At 68.6% G+C, this 17799-nt stretch carries 17 protein-coding genes; 11 read left to right on the top strand and 6 right to left on the bottom strand.

Annotated features, from left to right (window positions below; genetic code table 11):
* Window positions 1-10: 10 nt before the first annotated feature.
* Complete coding sequence (locus tag AC07XP_RS11415; RefSeq protein WP_495264719.1) at window positions 11-973, bottom strand: Bug family tripartite tricarboxylate transporter substrate binding protein; 963 nt, start codon at window positions 971-973, stop codon at window positions 11-13.
* A 137-nt stretch (window positions 974-1110) separates the two neighbouring features.
* On the opposite strand from AC07XP_RS11415, the gene AC07XP_RS11410 reads away from it, so the two are divergent.
* Window positions 1111-1992 (top strand): SMP-30/gluconolactonase/LRE family protein, encoded by an 882-nt coding sequence (locus tag AC07XP_RS11410; protein WP_495264718.1) that lies wholly within the window; start codon window positions 1111-1113, stop codon window positions 1990-1992.
* Here AC07XP_RS11410 and AC07XP_RS11405 read toward each other — a convergent pair.
* A complete protein-coding gene (locus AC07XP_RS11405) occupies window positions 1989-2897 on the bottom strand; it encodes a LysR family transcriptional regulator (RefSeq protein ID WP_369629385.1) in 909 nt (302 codons plus the stop codon). The two genes, AC07XP_RS11410 and AC07XP_RS11405, sit on opposite strands and share 4 nt — an antisense overlap.
* A 102-nt stretch (window positions 2898-2999) precedes the next feature.
* On the opposite strand from AC07XP_RS11405, the gene AC07XP_RS11400 reads away from it, so the two are divergent.
* The 10 genes from AC07XP_RS11400 to AC07XP_RS11355 are packed head-to-tail and all read left to right on the top strand — an operon-like array spanning window position 3000 to window position 13151.
* Window positions 3000-4091, top strand: a complete 1092-nt coding sequence (locus AC07XP_RS11400) for an LLM class flavin-dependent oxidoreductase (protein ID WP_495264717.1) — start codon at window positions 3000-3002, stop codon at window positions 4089-4091.
* 21 nt (window positions 4092-4112) lie between these two features.
* Entirely contained in the window at window positions 4113-5054 is a 942-nt protein-coding gene (locus AC07XP_RS11395) for a flavin reductase (protein ID WP_495264716.1), read from the top strand.
* Window positions 5055-5082: 28 nt separating this feature from the next.
* Window positions 5083-6243 carry an acyl-CoA dehydrogenase family protein gene (locus tag AC07XP_RS11390; protein ID WP_495264715.1) on the top strand — a complete coding sequence of 387 codons (1161 nt, stop codon included), beginning with the start codon at window positions 5083-5085 and terminating at the stop codon, window positions 6241-6243.
* 3 nt (window positions 6244-6246) lie between these two features.
* A complete protein-coding gene (locus tag AC07XP_RS11385; RefSeq protein WP_495264714.1) occupies window positions 6247-7356 on the top strand; it encodes an acyl-CoA dehydrogenase family protein in 1110 nt (369 codons plus the stop codon).
* On the top strand, window positions 7353-8114 hold the full coding sequence (locus AC07XP_RS11380) for an enoyl-CoA hydratase/isomerase family protein (RefSeq protein ID WP_495264713.1): 762 nt from the start codon (window positions 7353-7355) through the stop codon (window positions 8112-8114). The genes AC07XP_RS11385 and AC07XP_RS11380 overlap by 4 nt, the downstream gene beginning before the upstream one ends.
* Before the next feature lies 1 nt (window position 8115).
* Window positions 8116-10248 (top strand): acetate--CoA ligase family protein, encoded by a 2133-nt coding sequence (locus tag AC07XP_RS11375; protein ID WP_495264712.1) that lies wholly within the window; start codon window positions 8116-8118, stop codon window positions 10246-10248.
* Complete coding sequence (locus AC07XP_RS11370) at window positions 10245-11003, top strand: SDR family NAD(P)-dependent oxidoreductase (RefSeq protein WP_495264711.1); 759 nt, start codon at window positions 10245-10247, stop codon at window positions 11001-11003. Before AC07XP_RS11375 ends, AC07XP_RS11370 begins: the two co-directional genes overlap by 4 nt.
* Window positions 11000-11380: a VOC family protein gene (locus AC07XP_RS11365; protein ID WP_495264710.1), complete on the top strand. Its 381-nt coding sequence runs from the start codon at window positions 11000-11002 to the stop codon at window positions 11378-11380. The genes AC07XP_RS11370 and AC07XP_RS11365 overlap by 4 nt, the downstream gene beginning before the upstream one ends.
* The gene (locus AC07XP_RS11360; protein ID WP_495264709.1) at window positions 11377-11922 is read left to right on the top strand and encodes a nuclear transport factor 2 family protein; all 546 of its coding nucleotides are present in this window, start codon (window positions 11377-11379) and stop codon (window positions 11920-11922) included. The genes AC07XP_RS11365 and AC07XP_RS11360 overlap by 4 nt, the downstream gene beginning before the upstream one ends.
* Complete coding sequence (locus AC07XP_RS11355; RefSeq protein WP_495264708.1) at window positions 11922-13151, top strand: SDR family NAD(P)-dependent oxidoreductase; 1230 nt, start codon at window positions 11922-11924, stop codon at window positions 13149-13151. Before AC07XP_RS11360 ends, AC07XP_RS11355 begins: the two co-directional genes overlap by 1 nt.
* 128 nt (window positions 13152-13279) lie before the next feature.
* Here the strand turns inward: AC07XP_RS11355 and AC07XP_RS11350 are convergent, their stop codons facing one another.
* From AC07XP_RS11350 to AC07XP_RS11335, 4 genes are all read right to left on the bottom strand, one after another.
* On the bottom strand, window positions 13280-14746 hold the full coding sequence (locus AC07XP_RS11350) for an amidohydrolase family protein (RefSeq protein WP_495264707.1): 1467 nt from the start codon (window positions 14744-14746) through the stop codon (window positions 13280-13282).
* 52 nt (window positions 14747-14798) lie between these two features.
* Window positions 14799-15557, bottom strand: coding sequence for a sulfite exporter TauE/SafE family protein (locus tag AC07XP_RS11345; RefSeq protein WP_447748784.1), 759 nt, complete (start codon window positions 15555-15557; stop codon window positions 14799-14801).
* A 2-nt stretch (window positions 15558-15559) separates the two neighbouring features.
* On the bottom strand, window positions 15560-16813 hold the full coding sequence (locus AC07XP_RS11340; RefSeq protein WP_495264706.1) for an MFS transporter: 1254 nt from the start codon (window positions 16811-16813) through the stop codon (window positions 15560-15562).
* Window positions 16814-16896: 83 nt separating this feature from the next.
* Window positions 16897-17775: a polysaccharide deacetylase family protein gene (locus tag AC07XP_RS11335; protein ID WP_495264705.1), complete on the bottom strand. Its 879-nt coding sequence runs from the start codon at window positions 17773-17775 to the stop codon at window positions 16897-16899.
* Window positions 17776-17799: the final 24 nt, after the last annotated feature.

Genomic DNA, 17799 nt, shown 5'->3' with positions numbered 1-17799 from the left:
GCTCTGAGGATCAGTGCGATTGCTTCGGCAGATTCAAACTGCGCAGGATCGGAAGCCAGCGGTCCGCCTCGACCTTGATGAAGCGGGCCAGCTCTTCGGGCGTGCCGCCGCGGGGCTCCATGCCGATGGCGCGGGCGCGGGCCACGAAGTCGGGGTCGGCGATCACCTGGTTCACGGCCTTGTTCAGCCGGTCGATCACCGGCCTGGGCGTGCCGGTGGGAACCGAGAGCGAGTACCACAGCGTGGCTTCCATGTCGAAGCCCTGTTCCTTGAACGTGGGGGCGTCGGGCACCTGCGGCAGGCGCCGCGAATCCATCACGCCGAGCACGCGCAACTTGCCCGACTTCACATAGGGCAGCGATCCCGTGATGGACGTGCCGTGGATGTCGATCTGGTTGCCCAGCAGCGCCTGCAGTGCGGGGGCGTCTCCGTTGAAAGGAATGTGCAAGGTGCTGAAGCCTTGCTCCTTTTCGAAAGCGATGGGTGCCAGGTTGGTCAGGATGGCCGCGCCGGGCGAACCGCGGTTGATCTTGCCGGGGTTCTGCTTGGCGTAGGCCACCATTTCCTTGATGTTCTTGTAGGGCAGGTCGGTGCGGCCCACGACGATGGCGGGCTGGTAGGCGATCTGCGTGACCGGCGCGAAGTCCTTCACGGGGTCGTAGGGCAGCTTCTCGTAGAGCACGCTGTTGTTCGCGAGCGTGCCCAGCGACGACACGAGCACGGTCTGCCCATCCGGTTTGGCGCGGGCCACGTAGTCGGCGGCAAGGATGCCGCTGGCGCCGGGCTTGTTCTCGATGATGACGTTCAGCCCCTGCTTGCCGAGTTCCTGGGCCAGGATGCGGCAGTACTGGTCGGTGCCGCCGCCGGCCGCAAAGGGCACGACGAGGCGGGTCACCTGTTGGGCAAGGGCGAGGGCCGGGGCGAGCGCGCAGGCACCCAGCGCCAACCCCATGACGAGTTTTCGATAGCTCATTCTTGTCTCCTGTTCTGGTTCGAATCGAACGCTGGATTCAGTCTAGGGCGCAGCTCCCAGCAGTGATCTGCAAGGAGTGAAAAGCAGCTTTGCGGGATGCGCCGACAGGGGCGCCAGCGCGCCCGCACACTTGCCCGATGACCGTGAAGATCACCCGGGTCGGGACGACCAAAGATCAACTGGGCGAGAGCCCCTGCTGGGATGCCGATGCACAGGCCCTGAACTGGATCGACGCGCTGGCCGGCACGCTGTGGCGGTTGAACCCCGAGGCCGGGCTGCCCGAGCGGCACCCGTTGCCTGCGCCCGTGGGCTCGATCGCGCCATGCCGCAGTCAGGCTGTCGTGGTGGCGCTGCGCCACACCTTTGCGCGCTATGACTTCGCCACGCGGACACTGGCGCACCTGGCCCGCATTCCCGTGGACGATCCGAACGTCCGCTTCAACGATGGCAAGTGCGATCCGGCGGGCAACTTCCTGGCGGGCACCATGCATGTCGATCGCCAGGCCGGTGAGGCCGTGAAGGGCGGGCTCTACCGGCTGCGCCCCGACCTTCGCGTGGAGCACCTGGCCGACGACATCGGTTTTGCCAACGGGCCTTGCTTCAGCCCCGACGGCCGCGTGCTGTACCTGGCCGACAGCCTGGAGCGAACCATTTGGGTTTATGACTACGACCCGGATGGCCCCTTGCGCAACAAGCGCCTGTTTGCAAAGACGCACGCCTTCGACTCCGGGCCCGACGGGGCGACGGTCGATGCACAAGGGTTCCTCTGGACGGTGCTGACCCGCGCCGCCAAGCTGGCGCGCTATGCGCCGGACGGCACGCTGGAGCGCCTTGTCGAGTTGCCGGTGAGCTATCCCACAAGCATCTGCTTCGGCGGGCCCCGCCTGGAGCACATGTACCTGACCAGCATTTCACGCAGCGCGCGGCTGGAGGGCAACCAGGCGCAGGATGGCGGGCTGTTCGTGATCACCGGCCTGCCCGCCACGGGGCGTCTGCCCCATCATTTCGCCGACGTCTAGCGGGTCTCGCTTCTGAGTGCGTCCGCCACGTAGTCCACGAAGGCGCGCACCTTCAGCGGCAGCACGCGGCTTTGCCGGAAGACGGCGAAGACGCCGTTGGAGAACGCCCGCACGGCAAAGCGGTATTCGGGCAGCAGCCGCACCAGCGTGCCGTCGCGCAGGTCGTCGCGCACGGTGGCCTCGGATAGCAGCGCCACGCCCATGCCGCCGATGGCGGCCAGCCGCAGTAGCTCGCCGTTGTTGGCGCTGAGCACGCCCTGGATGGCCAGCTCCTGCTGTTCACCCGCCGGGTCGATGTACTTCCAGGTGATGACTTCGCGCTCGCGCCGGTAGGTGAGGCAGCGCACCTGCGGCAGGTCGCTGGGATGCCGGATGCGCGAGTAGGTCTTCACGAAGGCCGGGCTGGCCACCAGCACCTCGTCGCTGGACTGCAGCCGCTTGATGACGAAGCCTGAATCGTTGGACTCTCCCGTGCGGATGTCGACGTCGAAGTCGTGCTCCACCAGGTTGATCGGATGCTCGGAGAGTTCGAGCTCGACACGGATGTCCGGATAGAGCTCCGCGAAGCGCGGCAGCAGCGGTGCGAGCACGCGCAGGCCGATGTGCGTGCGCGAATGCACGCGCAGCCGGCCTTCGGGCCGCTGGCGCGCGTTGTGCACGGCCTGCTCGGCCTCGCTCATGAGCTCCAGCATCGCCTCGGCCCGCTCCAGGAAGGCCTGACCGGCTTCCGTCACCTTGAGGTTGCGGCTGGTGCGGTCCACCAGTTGCACGCCCAGTTCTTCTTCCAGTGCGCTGATGCGCCGCGAGATGGTCGCGGGCGAGAGGCTGAGGCTGCGGGCTGCGGCCGAGAGGCTGCCCTTTCTCTGGGTAGCCACAAAGATGCGCAGCGAGTCGAGGGCCTTCATTTCGAAAGACGCAAAGAAGCTGTGCGTTCGCTGGTGATCCACGCAGGCATTGAGTTCCTACGATGGACCTCGATCAACACCAGCCAACCAGGAGCAACAGCGATGGATTTCGGAATCTTCATTTTGATGCAGCAGCGGAACAAGCATAAGACCTCCCACCAGATCCTGCGCGATGCCATCGAGCAGACGCGTCTGGCGGACGAACTGGGTTTCGGGGCCGCGTGGTACGCCGAGCACCACTTCAGCAACTACGGCATGTGCTCGTCGCCGTTGACCATGATCGCGCACTGCGCTGCGGTCACCCGCAACATCCGGCTGGGAACCGGCATTGTCGTCGCTCCGCTGTACACGCCGGCCCGCCTGATCGCCGATGTGGCGATGGTCGACCAGTTGTCGAACGGCCGCCTGAACCTGGGCATCGGCTCGGGCTACCAGCAGTTTGAGTTCGAGCGCTTCGGCGTGTCGCTGGAATCCGCCAAGGGCCGCACCTTCGAGATGCTCGACATGCTCGAGGCGGGCCTGCGGGAGCCGAAGTTCAGCTACGACGGCGCGTACTACCAGCAGCCGATGAGCGCCATCAGCCAGCGCGCGGTGCAACGCCCCATGCCGCCGATGTGGATCACCAGCGTCGATCCGGCGTTCCTGTCGCGCGCCGTGAAGTCCGACCACCACGTGTTCGTCTCCGGCGGCGACGGCGGCCTGGAGAAGCTGGCCAGCACTCGGGCCCTCATCGACAAAGTGGCTGTGGCGGAGGGCAAGGACCCCGCCAGCGTGCAGGTCGGCCTGCTGCGCGCGGCCTATGCCAGCCACAACAAGGACGAGGTGGAGAGTTACCTCGAGTGCGCCCGCTACCAGCGCCGCATCGCCGTGAGCCTGAAGCGCCGCACCGCGCAGATCGCCGACGACTACCAGGTCGAGGAAGGCATCGTCGAGGGCGAGCCCACGCTGGACGAGATGCGCGCACTGCTGCCCGTGGGCGACATCGACACCGTGATCGAGCGCGTGGTCAACGAAATCCGCACGCTCAAGCCCGTGCACTACTGCTTCCAGACGCAGATGGGCGATTTCGACCACGCCACGATGCTGCGTCAGCTCGAGGTCTGGGGCAAGGTCATCATTCCGACGGTGCTGCAGGAGATCGCCAACGATCCGCCGCACCGGCCCGCGGTCCAGAGCGAACTCGCTGCGGCCTGAGGCCGAGCGCCAGGAGACGCCATGTCCGAAGTCGCTGAAGAAGAAAGCACCCGCGGCGCCATCGAGCCTGCCCAGTTCCGTCAGCTGCTCGGGTGCTTTCCGACCGGCGTGGCGGTCATCACCACCTGCACGCCGGACGGCCAGCCGGCCGGCCTGACCTGCAACTCCTTCAGTTCGGTCTCGCTGGACCCGCCGCTGGTGCTGTTCAGCCTGCGCAATGCGAGCCGATTGCTGGGCACGTTCCAGGCGGCGGACGGCTTTGTCATCAACATCCTCTCCGAGCAGCAGGATGCGCTGTCGGGCCGGTTTGCATCGAGCAAGATCGAGGACAAGTTCGAGGGCGTGCCGTGGCGCGCCGGCGCGCTGGGCATGCCACTGATCGACGATTGCCTGGCGAGCTTCGAATGCCGCGTGCATGCGGCCCACGAAGCCGGCGACCACACCGTCTTCATCGGCGAGGTTCGGCACCTGAGCGCCGGCGCGGCCGACCAGGCGCTGGTGTTCTACAAGGGCGCCTACATGAAGCTGGCCGAGTCGCTGCGCAAGCTGGTTGTGGAAGGGCGGTTGGGAGACGCCGACATCGACGAGGCCTATCGCACGCTCTATGGCACGTTGCTGCGCCTGGCCAGCGAACGCGCCACCGAGGCCGAGCTCGACGCCGTGCATGAAGCCGCCGGTGCGATCGAGGCCCACTCCGACGACGCGCCGCTCAAGGAGCGCATCGCCTCCGCCAGTGCGTTCTTCTCTTCGATCGCCACGGCCGGCCACAACGAAGCGCTCACGCTGATGGCGCAGACCATGACCAGCGTGCTGCGCGAGCGCATGACGCATGTGCTCTCGGTGCGCCCGCGTCCCGATCTGTTTCCGCTGCGCCGCAAGGTGGCGCACAACCTGCGCCAGCGCGACGCCGCCGGTGCCACCGCCGCCCTGGACGAGCTGATCACGCAGCTGCGCAAGGGTTGAGCCTTTCCGAAATTCCACAGGAGACAAGATGTCCATCGACTACGCCGGCTTCCGGCGCGAACTCGAATCGTTCGTGCGCAGCGCCTGCCCGCCAGAGATCCGCGCTGTCGTCGCGGCCGGCCAGAAGATCACGAAGCGCGAATACCAGGCTTGGCAGCAGATCCTCAACGCCCAGGGCTGGGGTGCGCCGAGCTGGCCGCGCGAAGCCGGCGGCACGGGCTGGGACATCCGCCAGCGCCTCATCTTCGAGGAGGTGATGGCCGAGAACGACTGTCCGCCCCTGTACCACCATGGGCTGGGCCACATCGGGCCGGTGATCATCCGCTTCGGCACGCCCGAGCAGAAGGCGCGGTTCCTGCCGCGCATCCTCGACGGTTCGGACTGGTGGTGCCAGGGCTATTCGGAGCCCGGCTCGGGTTCCGACCTGGCCTCGCTGTCCACCAGCGCACGGCGAGACGGCGACGAGTGGGTCGTCAACGGCCAGAAGATCTGGACCTCGCATGCCCACGAGGCCAGCATGATCTACATGCTGGTGCGCACGTCGAAGGAGGCGAAGAAGCAGGAAGGCATCTCGCTGCTGCTGGTGCCCATGGACACCCCGGGCATCACCGTGCGCCCGATCCAGACCATCGACGGCTGGCATCACCTGAACGAGGTGTTCTTCGACGAGGTGCGCGTGCGCGCCGACAACCTCGTCGGCGAAGTCGGCAAGGGCTGGACCTGCGCCAAGTTCCTGCTCGAACGCGAACGCCTTCCGCCGGCCAACGTGGCGCGGCTGGAACTCATGCGCCGCCAGGTCACGCAATTGGTCGAGGAGGCGAGCCGCGCCACCGCGGGGCTGCGCGACTTCAGCGGCTTGCACCACAAGTTGCTCCTGTGCGAGGCCGACGTGAAGGGCGCGCGCGTGATGATGGCGCAGGCCACCGACGACCTGATCCACCAGCGCCCGCTGGGCGTGCAGCCCTCGGTCATCAAGATGACCTGCGCCGACGTCGCGCAGCGCCTGACGACCATCGCCCTCGATGCGGTCGGTCCCGATGCCGCGCATCGCTTTCTCGCCGAGGCGGGGGACGACGTGCCCGACGCCACGTGGATCCAGAACTACATGTTCACGCGCGCCCGCACCATCGCCGGCGGCACCTCCGAGGTGCAGCGCAACGTGGTCGCCAACGAACTGCTGGGAGCCTGAGCCATGTCCACCTCTTTCCCGTCGCTCTTTCCCGGCATGCTGCTGGACGCGGCGAGCCGCTATGCCGAAGACCACATCGCCGTCGCGATCGACGGTGACCCCGTGCGCGAACTGGGCTGGACGGCCACCCTCGTGCCCGAGGAGACCGGCGGTGTCGGCGGCAGACTGAGCGATCTCGCGTCCATCGTGGAGGGGCTCGCCACACACGGCCTGCAACTGCCGGTGGTCGAGACCTGCGCCGTGGTGCCGCTGCTGCTGCAGGCCGCGGGCGCTGAAACGGCCCATCGCTGGCTGGAGGCCGTGGCCGAGGGCAGCGTGCAGATGGCGCCCCTGACCGCCTTGTCTTCCACGCCCGACGTCCATGCGGTAAAGGCGAGGCACCTCGACATCGGCTATGAGCTGAGCGGCGCCGTGCAGGGCGTCGATGCGACGCTGCCTGCCACGCATTACCTCGTGCCTGCGCAAGTCGATGGCGAGGACGCCATCTTCCTGGTCGATGCCGAACGCATCGGCGCACCGAAGGCCCGCTACCGGACGATGGAGGGCCGCGCGGGCGCGGACTTCACGCTGGCGCAACTGGCCGTGCCCGAGAGCGCGTGCATCGCGCGCGGTGTCGCTGCACGCGATGCGTGCGCCAAGGCTACCGATGCGGCCTTGCTGCTCACGGCCGCTGACACCGTGGCCGCGCTGGCCACCCTCATCCGCCAGACGGTCACCCACCTGAAGGAGCGGCGCCAGTTCGGCGTGGCGCTCTCGAGCTTCCAGGTGCTGCGCCATCGCGTGGCCGACATGTACGTGAAGTACCTGGGCGCCAAGGGCCTGGTGATCCATTGCTTCAACGAATACGAGCAGGACGCGCCCGATCTGCGCCGCACCTTGCGCCTGGCCAAGGTGTCGATGGCCGAGTCGGCACGCGCCTGTGCGGAAGCGGCCATCCAGATGCATGGCGGCATGGGGGTGAGCGAAGAAGTGCTGGCCACGCGCACGGCGCAGCGCCTCATCGCCTCCGAGTTCCGCTACGGCGACCGCCTCCTGCATGTCGCCCAGCTGCTGGCGCCTGAGGCGTGTGCACCGCAAGTTTCTTTTTCCAACCAAACCGGGAGTGTGCGATGAGCATCAATCTGGAAGTTTCCGACTACATCGCCGTCGTCCGGCTCGACAAGCCGCCGGTCAACGCGCTGGACCGCGCCACGCGCCGCCGCCTGATCGAGATCTTCGACGAGGTCTCCGAACGCTCCGACGTGCGCGTGGCGATCCTCACGGGCACCGGCAAGTTCTTCTGCTCCGGCGCCGACCTGAAGGACCGCCCCAATGCCGACAAGGCCGGCGACTTTCTCGACCACAACCGCTGGACGCGCGAGACGGGCAATGCCATCCGCGAATGCGCCAAGCCCGTGATCGCGGCCGTCAACGGCCCCGCGCTGGGCGCGGGCTTCGGCCTCATGGCCGCGTGCGACATCTTCCTGGCGAGCGAGGACGCCACCTTCGCCATGCCCGAGATCAATGTCGGGCTCGCGGGCGGTGTCTCGATGCTGCGCACCATGGTCGGGCGTTCGTTCACGCGCCGCATGTTCTTCACCGGCATGAAGGTGCCTGCCGCCGAGCTGTACCGCCGCGGCGTGATCGACGAGGTGGTGCCCGCCGAGCAGCTGATGCCGCTGGCGCTGGAGATCGCGCAGGAGATCGCCTCCAAGGCACCGCTGGCCATCGCCTATGCCAAGCAGGCCGCCAACATGATGGACCTGATGCCGCAGCGCGACGGCTACCGCTTCGAGCAGAACTTCACCATGGCGCTGGCCCGCACCGAGGACGCGCAGGAAGCCCGCAAGGCCTTCCTCGAGAAGCGCAAACCCGTCTACAAGGGGCGCTGAGATGCCGGTCGTGGAAGTGGGGCGCGGCATGGACGCGCTGTTCGAGCCGCGCTCGATCGCCATCTTCGGCGCGTCGGACGACGTCACCAAGATAGGCGGCCGGCCGCTGCAGTTTCTGCAGAAGTACGGCTATGCGGGCGGCATCTATCCGATCAACCGCAAGGCGGGCCTCGTGCAGTCGCTGCCGGCCTACGCAACCCTGGACGACGTGCCCGCAGTGCCCGAGCTGGCCGTGGTCGCCGTGCCGCCTGCGGGCGTGCTCGACGCGGTGAAGGATTGCGCCCGGCGCGGCGTGAAAGCCGCGGTCATCCTGTCGGCCGGGTTTTCCGAGATGGGCGAGGAGGGCAGCCGCCTGCAGGCCCAGATCGGCGACGTTGCCCGCGCCAGCGGCCTGCGCGTGGTCGGCCCCAACTGCCTGGGCGCGGTCGGAGTGCCCGACAAGAGCATCGCCACCTTTTCGGTGGCGCTGGAGTCGTCCTTTCCCGTCGCCGGCCCGGTGGGCATCGTCTCGCAAAGCGGCAACCTGGGCAGCTTCACCCTGCGCCTGGCCGGCGAGCGTGGCCTGGGCGTCAGCCGCATGCTGACCACGGGCAACGAATGCGACGTGGACATCGCCGATGCCATCGCCTCGCTGGCGGCCGACCCCGGCACGCGCGTGATCCTTTGCTGCATGGAAACCTGCCGCGACGGCGCCAAGCTGACGCAGGCCATGGCCATGGCCCGCGAGGCGGGCAAGCCGCTGGTGGTATTGAAGGTGGGCGTCTCGGAGGCCGGCAGCGAGGCGGCGGCCTCGCACACCGGCGCGCTGGCCTGTTCGGACGCCGTGTTCGATGCCGTGCTGCGCAACGGCGGCGCCATCCGCGTGCCCAGCATCGAGCAGCTGCTCGAAGTCGGCCATGCGCTGTCGGTCGTCGGTCCGGCGCATGTGCCCGGCGGCCATCGCGTGGCCGTGCTCACGGCCTCCGGCGGCTTCGGCGTGCTGCTGGCCGATGCGGCCAGCGCGCAAGGTCTGGCGCTGCCCAAGCTCGCCGCGCAGACGCAGGAACGCATCCTGTCGGTCGTGCCCTTCGCCGCGCCCTCCAACCCGGTGGACATGACGGCGCAGGTGTCGAGCCGGCCGGAGGTGCTGGCCCAGATGCTCGATGCGGTGGCGCGCGACGACAGTTGCGATGCGCTGATCCTGCAGTCGGCCAATGCCTTCCATGTGCCCCGGCTGCGCGATGTGTTTCTTGCTGCTCTGGAACAGGTGCGCAAGGACCATCCTTCGCGCCTGATCCTCCTGTGCGCCCGCGCGCCGCAGGAGGTGCGGGCCGCGCTCAACGCCATGGGCTTTCCCGTGGTCGAAGGCATCGATGCGGCCTGCGCGACGGTGGCGGCACTGCTGCGCTTCGGCGCGCGCGACACCGCACGGGCGGCAGCGCCGGCCATCGAGCGCGTGCCGTTGGCTGCGCAGGCCTTCGCCACCGAGGCGAGCGCCAAGGCCGTGCTGGCCGAAGCCGGCTTGCCCGTGCCGCGTGAGGCGATTGCCGCCAACCGCGACGAGGCGCTCGCCGCGGCGCGCGCAATGGGCTTTCCGCTGGTGCTCAAGATCGTCTCGCCCGACATCGCCCACAAGACCGAGGTCGGCGGCGTGTTCGTCGGCGTGCGTTCCGAAGCGCAACTGCTCGAGGAGTACGACCAGCTGCTCGCGCGCGTGGCGCAGAAGGCGCCCGCGGCGCGCATCGCCGGCGTGCTCGTCGCGCAGATGGTGCAGGGCGGCGTCGAGCTGATCCTGGGGACCAAGAAGGACCCGATGTTCGGCCCGATGGTGATGGTCGGCCTGGGCGGCATCTTTGCCGAGATCTTCAAGGACGTGGCGCTGCAGCCGGCGCCCGTGGACGAGGCGCAGGCCACCGCCATGCTGCAGTCGCTCAAGGCCTTCCCGCTGCTCGACGGCGCGCGCGGCCGGCCCAAGGCCGACGTGCCGGCGGCGGCGAAGGCCATCGTGGCGCTGTCGCGATTTGCCGTGCGCCATGCCGACAGCGTGTCGGAGATCGATATCAACCCCTTGATGGTGCTGGACCAGGGGCGCGGCGCGCATGCGCTGGACGCCCTGCTGGTGCCCGAGCAACCCCTCACGAAAGCCCACCCATGACCCAGTCCCTTTCAGGCCGAGCGGCCTTCATCAGCGGTGCCGGCCACGGCATCGGTCGCGCCACCGCACGCGCCATGGCCCGCCTGGGCGCCACGGTCGGCATCAACGACCTGAAGCCCGAATTCGTGGAGGAGGCCGTGGCCGAGATCCGCGCGCTGGGAGGCCAGGCCATCGGGCTGCCCTGCGATGTGTCGACGCGCGAAGGCATGCGCGAGGCCGTGGCGCAGTTCACGCGCGACGCGGGACGGCTCGACATCATGGTCAACAACGCCGCCTGGGTGCGTTACCAGCCGCTCGCCGAGATCACGCCGGAGGTCATGGACCGCATGGTGGAGATCGGCTTCAAGTCGGTGATCTGGGGCATCCAGGCCGCGGCGGAGGTCATGGACCCGCAGCGCGGCGGCTCGATCATCAACGTGGCCTCCATCGCGGCCTTCAAGTCGCCCATGCGGTCGGTGGTCTACAGCGGCATCAAGGCCGGCGTGCTGGGCATCACCCGCGCATCGGCGGCCGACCTGGGCGCGCGCAACATTCGCGTGAACGCGGTGGCGCCCGGCGCCGTGCCCACCGAGGGCACGGCCAAGCATCGCAACGCCGAACTCGATGCCCGGCGCATCGGGCGCACACCGCTGGGCCGCCTGGGCACGGTGGAGGACATCGCCGACGCCATCTGCTTCCTGGCCGGCGACGGCTCGCGTTTCTTCAATGCGGATGTGCTGCGCCTGGACGGCGGCGCTTCGGAGACCTCGCTGTGAGCGGCGCCGTCGCATCGCCCAAGCGGGTGCAGAACGTGTTCGTCGTGGCGAAGGGGCCGGCCCGCCTGCATGCCTTCTACGAAGGCGCGCTCGGCCTGCCGATGAAGTTTCGCGATGGCGACCGCTGGATCCAGTACGGCGTGGGCAACACCAACGTGGCCCTGGCCTGTCTTGAAGAGGCCGCACCCGCGACCAGCGGGCTGGTGATGGTGCTGGAGGTGGACGACTTCGAGGGCGCGCAGGAACGCATCGTTGCCGCCGGCGGGCAGGTCCTGGGCCTGCGCGACATGGGCGACCACGGGGCCGCGCTGTCGCTGCGCGATCCCGAGGGCAACCTGGTGCAGCTCTTCCGGCGCGCCGCGCCCACTGCCGCATGAGTACACCCGAGCCGATGCCGGCGGCCTTGCAGTCGCTGCTGGACCGCGAGGCGATCCGCGACTGCCTGCTGCGCTATTGCCGGGGCATCGACCGCTGCGACGAGGCCGCCTTGCGTTCGGCTTACTGGGAAGACGCCACGGACTGTCACGGCGCGTGGAACGGCAGTGCCGCCGGCTTCATCGCGCAGGCGCTGCCCAGGTTGCGGCAGGGCGGACGCCGCGTCCACCAGATCACCAACGTGCTGATCGAACTGCATGGCGAGGTGGCTGCGGTGGAAAGCAGCTTCTTCGCACTGCAGGCCACGGCCACGCAGCCCGATCGCGAGACCTTTCTTTGCGGGCGTTACGTGGACCGTTTCGAAGGTCGTGGCGGCGAGTGGCGCGTGGCCGCGCGGACCGTGGTCTACGACTGGATCGAGGAGCGCACACGGCCCGAGCTGACGCAGGACGACGCCACGCTGTTCGGCGCGCGCCAGCCGGTCGGCAGGGCAGCGCCGCACGACGCCGTGTACGCGCTGTTGCGCGACGTGCGCGGCACCTGATGCCCACCGTTCTGCTCACCGGCGCCGCTGCAGGCATCGGCCGCGCCACGGCGTTGGCCCTGGCGCGCGCAGGATGGCGCTGCGTTCTGGTCGACGCCGATGCCCAGGCGCTGCAGCGCCTCGAAGCCGCCTGGCCGGCCAACGCCGCGCCACCGATGAGCCTCGTGGCCGACCTGACGGATGCGGCGCGGATCGAGCGCCTGGGGCACGAGATTCCGCCGCTCGATGCATTGATCAACAACGCGGGCCTGTCGGCCGGTGGCGCAGAGGCCACGTCGGGCCATGACGGCGACTCGGCGGCTCGCCTTCTCGCGCTCAACCTGGCCGCGCCGGCGCGCATGGTGCAGGCCTGTGCGCCGCACCTGCGGCCCGGGGCGCGCATCGTCAACGTGGCGTCTGGTGCAGGCCTGCGCGCCATTCCGTGGCGCGGTCTCTACAGCCCCAGCAAGGCGGGACTGATCGCGCAGAGCCGCGCGTTGGCGCAAGCCCGGCCCGACTGGACGGTGACCACGCTGGCACCGGGCTTCGTGCGCACCGAACTCGTGCAGCGCCTGATCGAGGGCGGCCGGCTGAACCCGGCGCAGGCGGTGTCGAAGATTCCCATGGGCCGGATGGCCGAGCCCGAGGACATGGCGCACGCGTTGTGCTTCCTGGCCAGTCCCGGCGCGCGCGTGCTCACCGGACAACTGCTGGTGCTCGACGGCGGCTCGTCCATGTGCGGAGGAAGCCAGCCGCTGCCGGCCGGCGCGCATCTGCTGCTTCCGTTCGATGCGCCCTTGCGCCCGCATCTCGAGTCCGTGCGCGAGCCGGCCTGGCATGCGGCACTGGGCGTGTGGGTGCGCGCGCATGCAGGCCACCTCGACCGCGCGGGCTGTCCGGCGGTCATCGACGCGCGCGCGCTGGAGGCACAGCCCGGCACGCGGCTCGATGCCGTGCTCGATGCGGCGCGCAGCTTCCGTTCGAGCCACGCCGCGTTGGCCAGCCTCACGCTGCTGCTGCCGGTGCCCGAACCGGGGCTCGATTGGCCACTGGCCGGCGACGCCGATGCGGCCCGGATGCTGGTGGCCACGCTGGCCGCCGAATGGGGCGCGCACGGGTTGCGCATCAACGCGCTGGAGTTGACGCGCGGCCTGGCACCACAGGCCTGCCTGCCTCTGCTCGACTACGTGGCCGGCCCGCGCGCGCAGTTTCTGACCGGGCAGGTGCTGAGGCTCGGCGCCGGGCATTGAGTTCCTGCGGCGGGCGCGTCGCCGTCTGCTGTAGCCGCTCGTGACTCGGTGACTCGGCTTTCCCGGTGTCGGCCCGCCAACCGCTCGACCGCCGGCGTGTACGCCGCGTGCGAATGGCCGCAAGAGCTTCAGGCCTTCAGGGCCTCGCTCGCCGCGGCGCGAATCCGGTCCGCCGATTGCCGCGCGCGCCGCATGATGCCGCGCGTGTCGTAGGCCAGCAGCCGCCCGTTGCGCTTCACGATGCGCCCGTCGACCATCACGGTGTCGACGTTGGCCGCACTGCCGCTTTGCAGGATGGCGGTCTCGACATTGCCGACCGGGCCCATGTTCAGGTCCTGCGTGCGCACCAGGATGATGTCGGCGCGCTTGCCTTCGGTGATCGAGCCGGTGACCTCGCCCAGCCCCATCGCAATGGCGCCGTTGAGGGTCGCCATCTCGATCGCCTCGGGCACGCCGATCGCCTTCGACTGCGCGCTGGGCGTGCCGGCCCACGGCACGCCCAGGTTCCAGGTGAAGCGCATCGCCTCGAACATGTCGGGCGGCGCGATGGAGGTCGCATCGCTCGACAACGAAATGGTCAAGCCCGCGTTGCGCATCGCGAAGAGCGCGGCGCGCGCATCGCCGGTACCGCTGAGCCGCAGCTCGGAGTGCGTAGCAAAGGACAGCGGCGTTTTCGTGCGTGCCATGGCCGTCAGGTCGGCCGTGCTGGCGGGCACGTAGTGCGCGAGCATGAAATCCGGCCCCAGGTAGCCGCGTCGTTCGTAGTCGACGGCATCGACGTTGTTGGGGGCCTCCTGCGGTGCGTGGATCGCAATGGGCAATCCGCTGGCCTTGGCGGACTTCATCTCTTCGTGGAACACGGCGTCGGTGCTCTGCTGCGGGCCGCGCAGGTTCAGCCCCAGGTGCACCAGCCCGTCGAACGGCGAACGCTCGCCGAACCATTCGCGCCGCACGCGCGCCAGGTCCTCGTAGCGGTTGAGTTCGTCGGCGGGCATCTTGTCGACGTGGCCGTAGGCGTAGCGGGCGCGCAGCAGCGAGTGCTGGTGCGCACGCAGTTCGGCATCGGCATGGGCGGGGGAGCGGGTGTTGTGCGACCAGTTGTGCACGGTGGTCGTGCCGCCGTTCGCCAGCTCGGCGCAGCCCAGCATCACGCTGTTGTAGAAATCGTCGGGCGTGTACAGGGTCGAGGTCGCGTTCTTGGCGGGGTAGTACGAGAAGCCGCCGTCGCGCGCGGTGAAGCTGCGGCCGATGGCACTCCACATGTGATAGTGCGAATTGACGAAGCCCGGCATGACGATCATGTCGGTCGCATCGATGATCTCCGTGCCTGCCGGTGCGCTCAGGCCGCGCCCGATCTTCTCGATCACGCCGTTGCGGACCCATATGTCGGCGAGCGGCAGCACGCCTTTGGCGCGGTCGACCGTGATGACCGCGCCGTTGCGGATCAGGTAATTGCCGCGTCGAAGGCCGGGCGATGCGGGCGCACGCGCTGTGCGGGCCGACACCGACGCCGAGCCGACCAGCGCCGGTGCACCGGTGGCGGCGACCATCAAGGCGCCGACAAAACGGGTGAAGTCTCTCTTGGTTGTTTTCATGGGTCGACCGAGTGATTGAAGTGACGGAAAGAAGAAAGAAACGAAAGCCCGTTCAATACGCCTTGAGAAGAAAGGCCGCCGTCATCGCCAGCCCCGTCAGCACGACGAAGCCGCGCACCACCTCGGGCTTCAGCCGCCGTGCCGCCATGCCGCCGGCATAGCCACCCACCGTGGCACCGAGGGCCATCCACAGCGCGTAGGTCCAGACGATCGCGCCACTGGCCGCGTAGATCGCCACGGCAATCAGCGTCAGGATCGCGGAGACGAAGTTCTTGATGCCGTTCATGCGGCCCATGTCCGTGTGCCCCAGCGCGCCGAGCACGGCGAGCAGCAGGATGCCGAGGCCGCCGTTGAAGTAGCCGCCATAGACGGCGACCGCGGCAATGCCCAGGTCGGCGAGCCACCGGCCTCGTGGCTTGTGGTTGTCGGCGGTGGCGAGTCTTCGGCGCACCAGGCCGGGCCCGATCGCGAAGAGCAGCGTCGCGGCCAGCAGCAGCCACGGCACGATGCGGGCAAAGGCATGGTTCGAGGTCGACAGCAACAGCGCCGCACCGGCCGCACCGCCGAGCACCGACAGCACGCCCAGCCGCAGGAGCGAAGGCGACATCGGGCCCGACAGCTCCTTGCGCAATGCCCAGGCACCGGCCAGGTAGCCCGGCAGCAACGCGGCGGTCCCGGTGGCGTTGGCCGACACCAGCGGCACGCCGACCATCGCCAGTGCCGGCAGCGTCAGGAAGCTGCCGCCGCCCGCCACGGCATTGAGTGCGCCGGCCAGGGCCGCGGCGCCGCCGAGCAGCGCCCCGTCGAGCAGCATCACGGCTTGCGTGCCGGCAGCGACATGCGGTCGGTGTGCAGCAGCAGCGTGAGCCCCACACCGACCGCCGCCAGCAGCGTGATCTGCACCAGCCCGGCCGTGCTCCAGCCGAAGCGCGAGGCGATGCCGCCGATGACGAAGCCCGCGACTGCACCCGCGCCGTACAGCGTGGTGACGAACACGCCCGTGGCGCGGCTCGTGAGCGAGGCATGCACCGCCTTGATGTGATACCCCGCCAGGTTCACGTACAGCACGCCGCTCACCACGAAGCCCCACGCGAAGGAGAGCGCCGACTGCACCACCATGTCGGTGGGGCCCGAGAACATCAGGAAGCCCAGCAGGCCGGTGCCCATGAAGCTCGCCGAGAGCACGAGCTTGGGATGGAAGCGGTCGCCGAGCCAGCCGCCGAAGATCGATGCGAACACGCCGAAGCCGAAGGTGCTCATCACGCGGCCGGTGTCCGACGGCGTGTAGTGCAGGTGCTCGCGCAGGAAGGTCGGGTACATGCCCAGGTAGCCGTAGATGCAGAGCCCACCGATGACGCTCATGCCAGTCAGCAGGGCCGTGTTGCGGTTCCACAGGGTGGTGGCGCCGCGCTGGTCGGTGCGCCCGCCGGTGGCCGCCACGTTCTCGGTCATGCGCTTGCTCACGGTGAGCGCGATCACCGCCATGGCCGCGAAGCCCGCGAGGCCGAACACGATGAGCGGCAGGCGCCAATCGCGCTCGACGCCGATCAGGTGGCCGCCAAGCAGCGGCCCCAGGATCGCGCCGATGCCGAAGGAGAAGTTGATGGCGCCCACGGCGGTGGCCCGGTAGCGCGCGAAGTAGCTCGCGGCGATGGCGATCACCACCGTCAGTTGCATTGCTTCGCCGATGCCGGTGACGGCCCGGTAGACGATCATGTCGGCGAAGCCGTACGAGTAGGCCGCCAGCAGCGTGCCCAGCGAGAAGATCGCAATGCCGATCTGCAACACCGTTTTGCGCGACAGCCGCGCCAGCAGATAGCCGGTCGGAATTCCGGCCACGGCCATGCCCAGCGTGAAGATGGTCGACAGCAGGCCGGTGTCGGCCAGGCTGAAGCCGAACTCCTTGCGCACGTCCGCGGCGATGAGCGGAAAGATCTGCCGGTCCATCGCGTTGAGCGCGTACGAGGCGAGCAGCACCAGGAACATGCCGATCTCCAGCGCGGTGATGGGCGCCTCGCGGCGCGCGCCACCGACCGCCGGTGAAATGACGGAGGTTGAGGAATGCACGTGTTGTCTCCTTCTCGCCGAGCGAGAAATCTGTTTGTTGTTCGTTCGTTGCACGGGGTCGCCGGCGCTGTGCCGGCGAGGGTTCACGCAGCGGGGCTTGCCGCGCCGTACCAGTCGAGGATCTGCTCGCCGGTCAGGAAGGCCACGTCCTCATGCCGCTGGATGTGCGCCAGCGCTTCTCGGAAATAGCGCAGGCGGTGCGGCGCGCCCATGATGTAGGGGTGCACCACCAGCGCCATGACGCGGGCCGAGTCTTTCGCGTCGGCGTAGAGCTGTTCGAACTGGTCGATGGCGCGGTCGCGGTACTCGCTGGCCTTGTGGTGCTGGATCAGCATCATTGCCACGTCGTTGCATTCCTGCGTGTAGGGCACGTTCACGATCGTGCCGCCGTCGCGTGTCTTCAGCCGCACCGGCTGATCGTCGAGCACCCAGTCGCACACGTACTCGTAGCCCTGCTCGGCCAGGATGTCGGGCGTGTGCCAGGTCTCGGTGAGCCCCGGGCCGAGCCAGCCGCGCGGGCGCTTGCCGGTGTAGGCGCGAATGGCCTCGGTGGTCTTGGCGATGTCCTCGACCTCGTCGGGGACCTTTTGCATGTTGCGCTGCCCGAAGCCGTGGCCGATGAACTCCCACTGGCGTTCCTTCGCCGCCTTGGCGATGGGCTCGTAGGCGCCGATGGCCGAACCGTTGATGGCGAGCGTGGCGTTGATGCCGAGTGCGTCGATCACTTCGAGCATGCGCCAGAAGCCGACGCGGTTGCCGTACTCGTGCCAGGCCCAGTTCGGGATGTCGGGCATCGGCGAACCACCGGCCGGTGGTGTCAGCACGGTGCGGGGCATGGTCTCGTCGATGTTCCATTCCTCGACGTTGACGATCACCCAGACAGCCAGTCGTTTGCCGCCGGGCAACTTCAGTGCGGGGCGATCCGCGATGGACGAGTACGAGATGCGTTCGAGTGGTTTCATGGTGTCTCCGTGTGCTGTTGCGGG

Source organism: Variovorax sp. GW531-E2 (assembly GCF_059423125.1).
Note: the sequence above shows the minus strand (reverse complement) of the source record. Positions and strands in the feature narration are given on the sequence as shown.

Coding starts and splice junctions, on each gene's coding strand:
- AC07XP_RS11370 (WP_495264711.1), top strand. CDS start 10,245: ATGACCCAGTCCCTTTCAGGCCGAGCGGCCTTCATCAGCGGTGCCGGC.
- AC07XP_RS11355 (WP_495264708.1), top strand. CDS start 11,922: ATGCCCACCGTTCTGCTCACCGGCGCCGCTGCAGGCATCGGCCGCGCC.
- AC07XP_RS11385 (WP_495264714.1), top strand. CDS start 6,247: ATGTCCACCTCTTTCCCGTCGCTCTTTCCCGGCATGCTGCTGGACGCG.
- AC07XP_RS11335 (WP_495264705.1), bottom strand. CDS start 17,775: ATGAAACCACTCGAACGCATCTCGTACTCGTCCATCGCGGATCGCCCC.
- AC07XP_RS11400 (WP_495264717.1), top strand. CDS start 3,000: ATGGATTTCGGAATCTTCATTTTGATGCAGCAGCGGAACAAGCATAAG.
- AC07XP_RS11375 (WP_495264712.1), top strand. CDS start 8,116: ATGCCGGTCGTGGAAGTGGGGCGCGGCATGGACGCGCTGTTCGAGCCG.
- AC07XP_RS11390 (WP_495264715.1), top strand. CDS start 5,083: ATGTCCATCGACTACGCCGGCTTCCGGCGCGAACTCGAATCGTTCGTG.
- AC07XP_RS11410 (WP_495264718.1), top strand. CDS start 1,111: ATGACCGTGAAGATCACCCGGGTCGGGACGACCAAAGATCAACTGGGC.
- AC07XP_RS11350 (WP_495264707.1), bottom strand. CDS start 14,746: ATGAAAACAACCAAGAGAGACTTCACCCGTTTTGTCGGCGCCTTGATG.
- AC07XP_RS11405 (WP_369629385.1), bottom strand. CDS start 2,897: ATGAAGGCCCTCGACTCGCTGCGCATCTTTGTGGCTACCCAGAGAAAG.
- AC07XP_RS11380 (WP_495264713.1), top strand. CDS start 7,353: ATGAGCATCAATCTGGAAGTTTCCGACTACATCGCCGTCGTCCGGCTC.
- AC07XP_RS11395 (WP_495264716.1), top strand. CDS start 4,113: ATGTCCGAAGTCGCTGAAGAAGAAAGCACCCGCGGCGCCATCGAGCCT.
- AC07XP_RS11415 (WP_495264719.1), bottom strand. CDS start 973: ATGAGCTATCGAAAACTCGTCATGGGGTTGGCGCTGGGTGCCTGCGCG.
- AC07XP_RS11360 (WP_495264709.1), top strand. CDS start 11,377: ATGAGTACACCCGAGCCGATGCCGGCGGCCTTGCAGTCGCTGCTGGAC.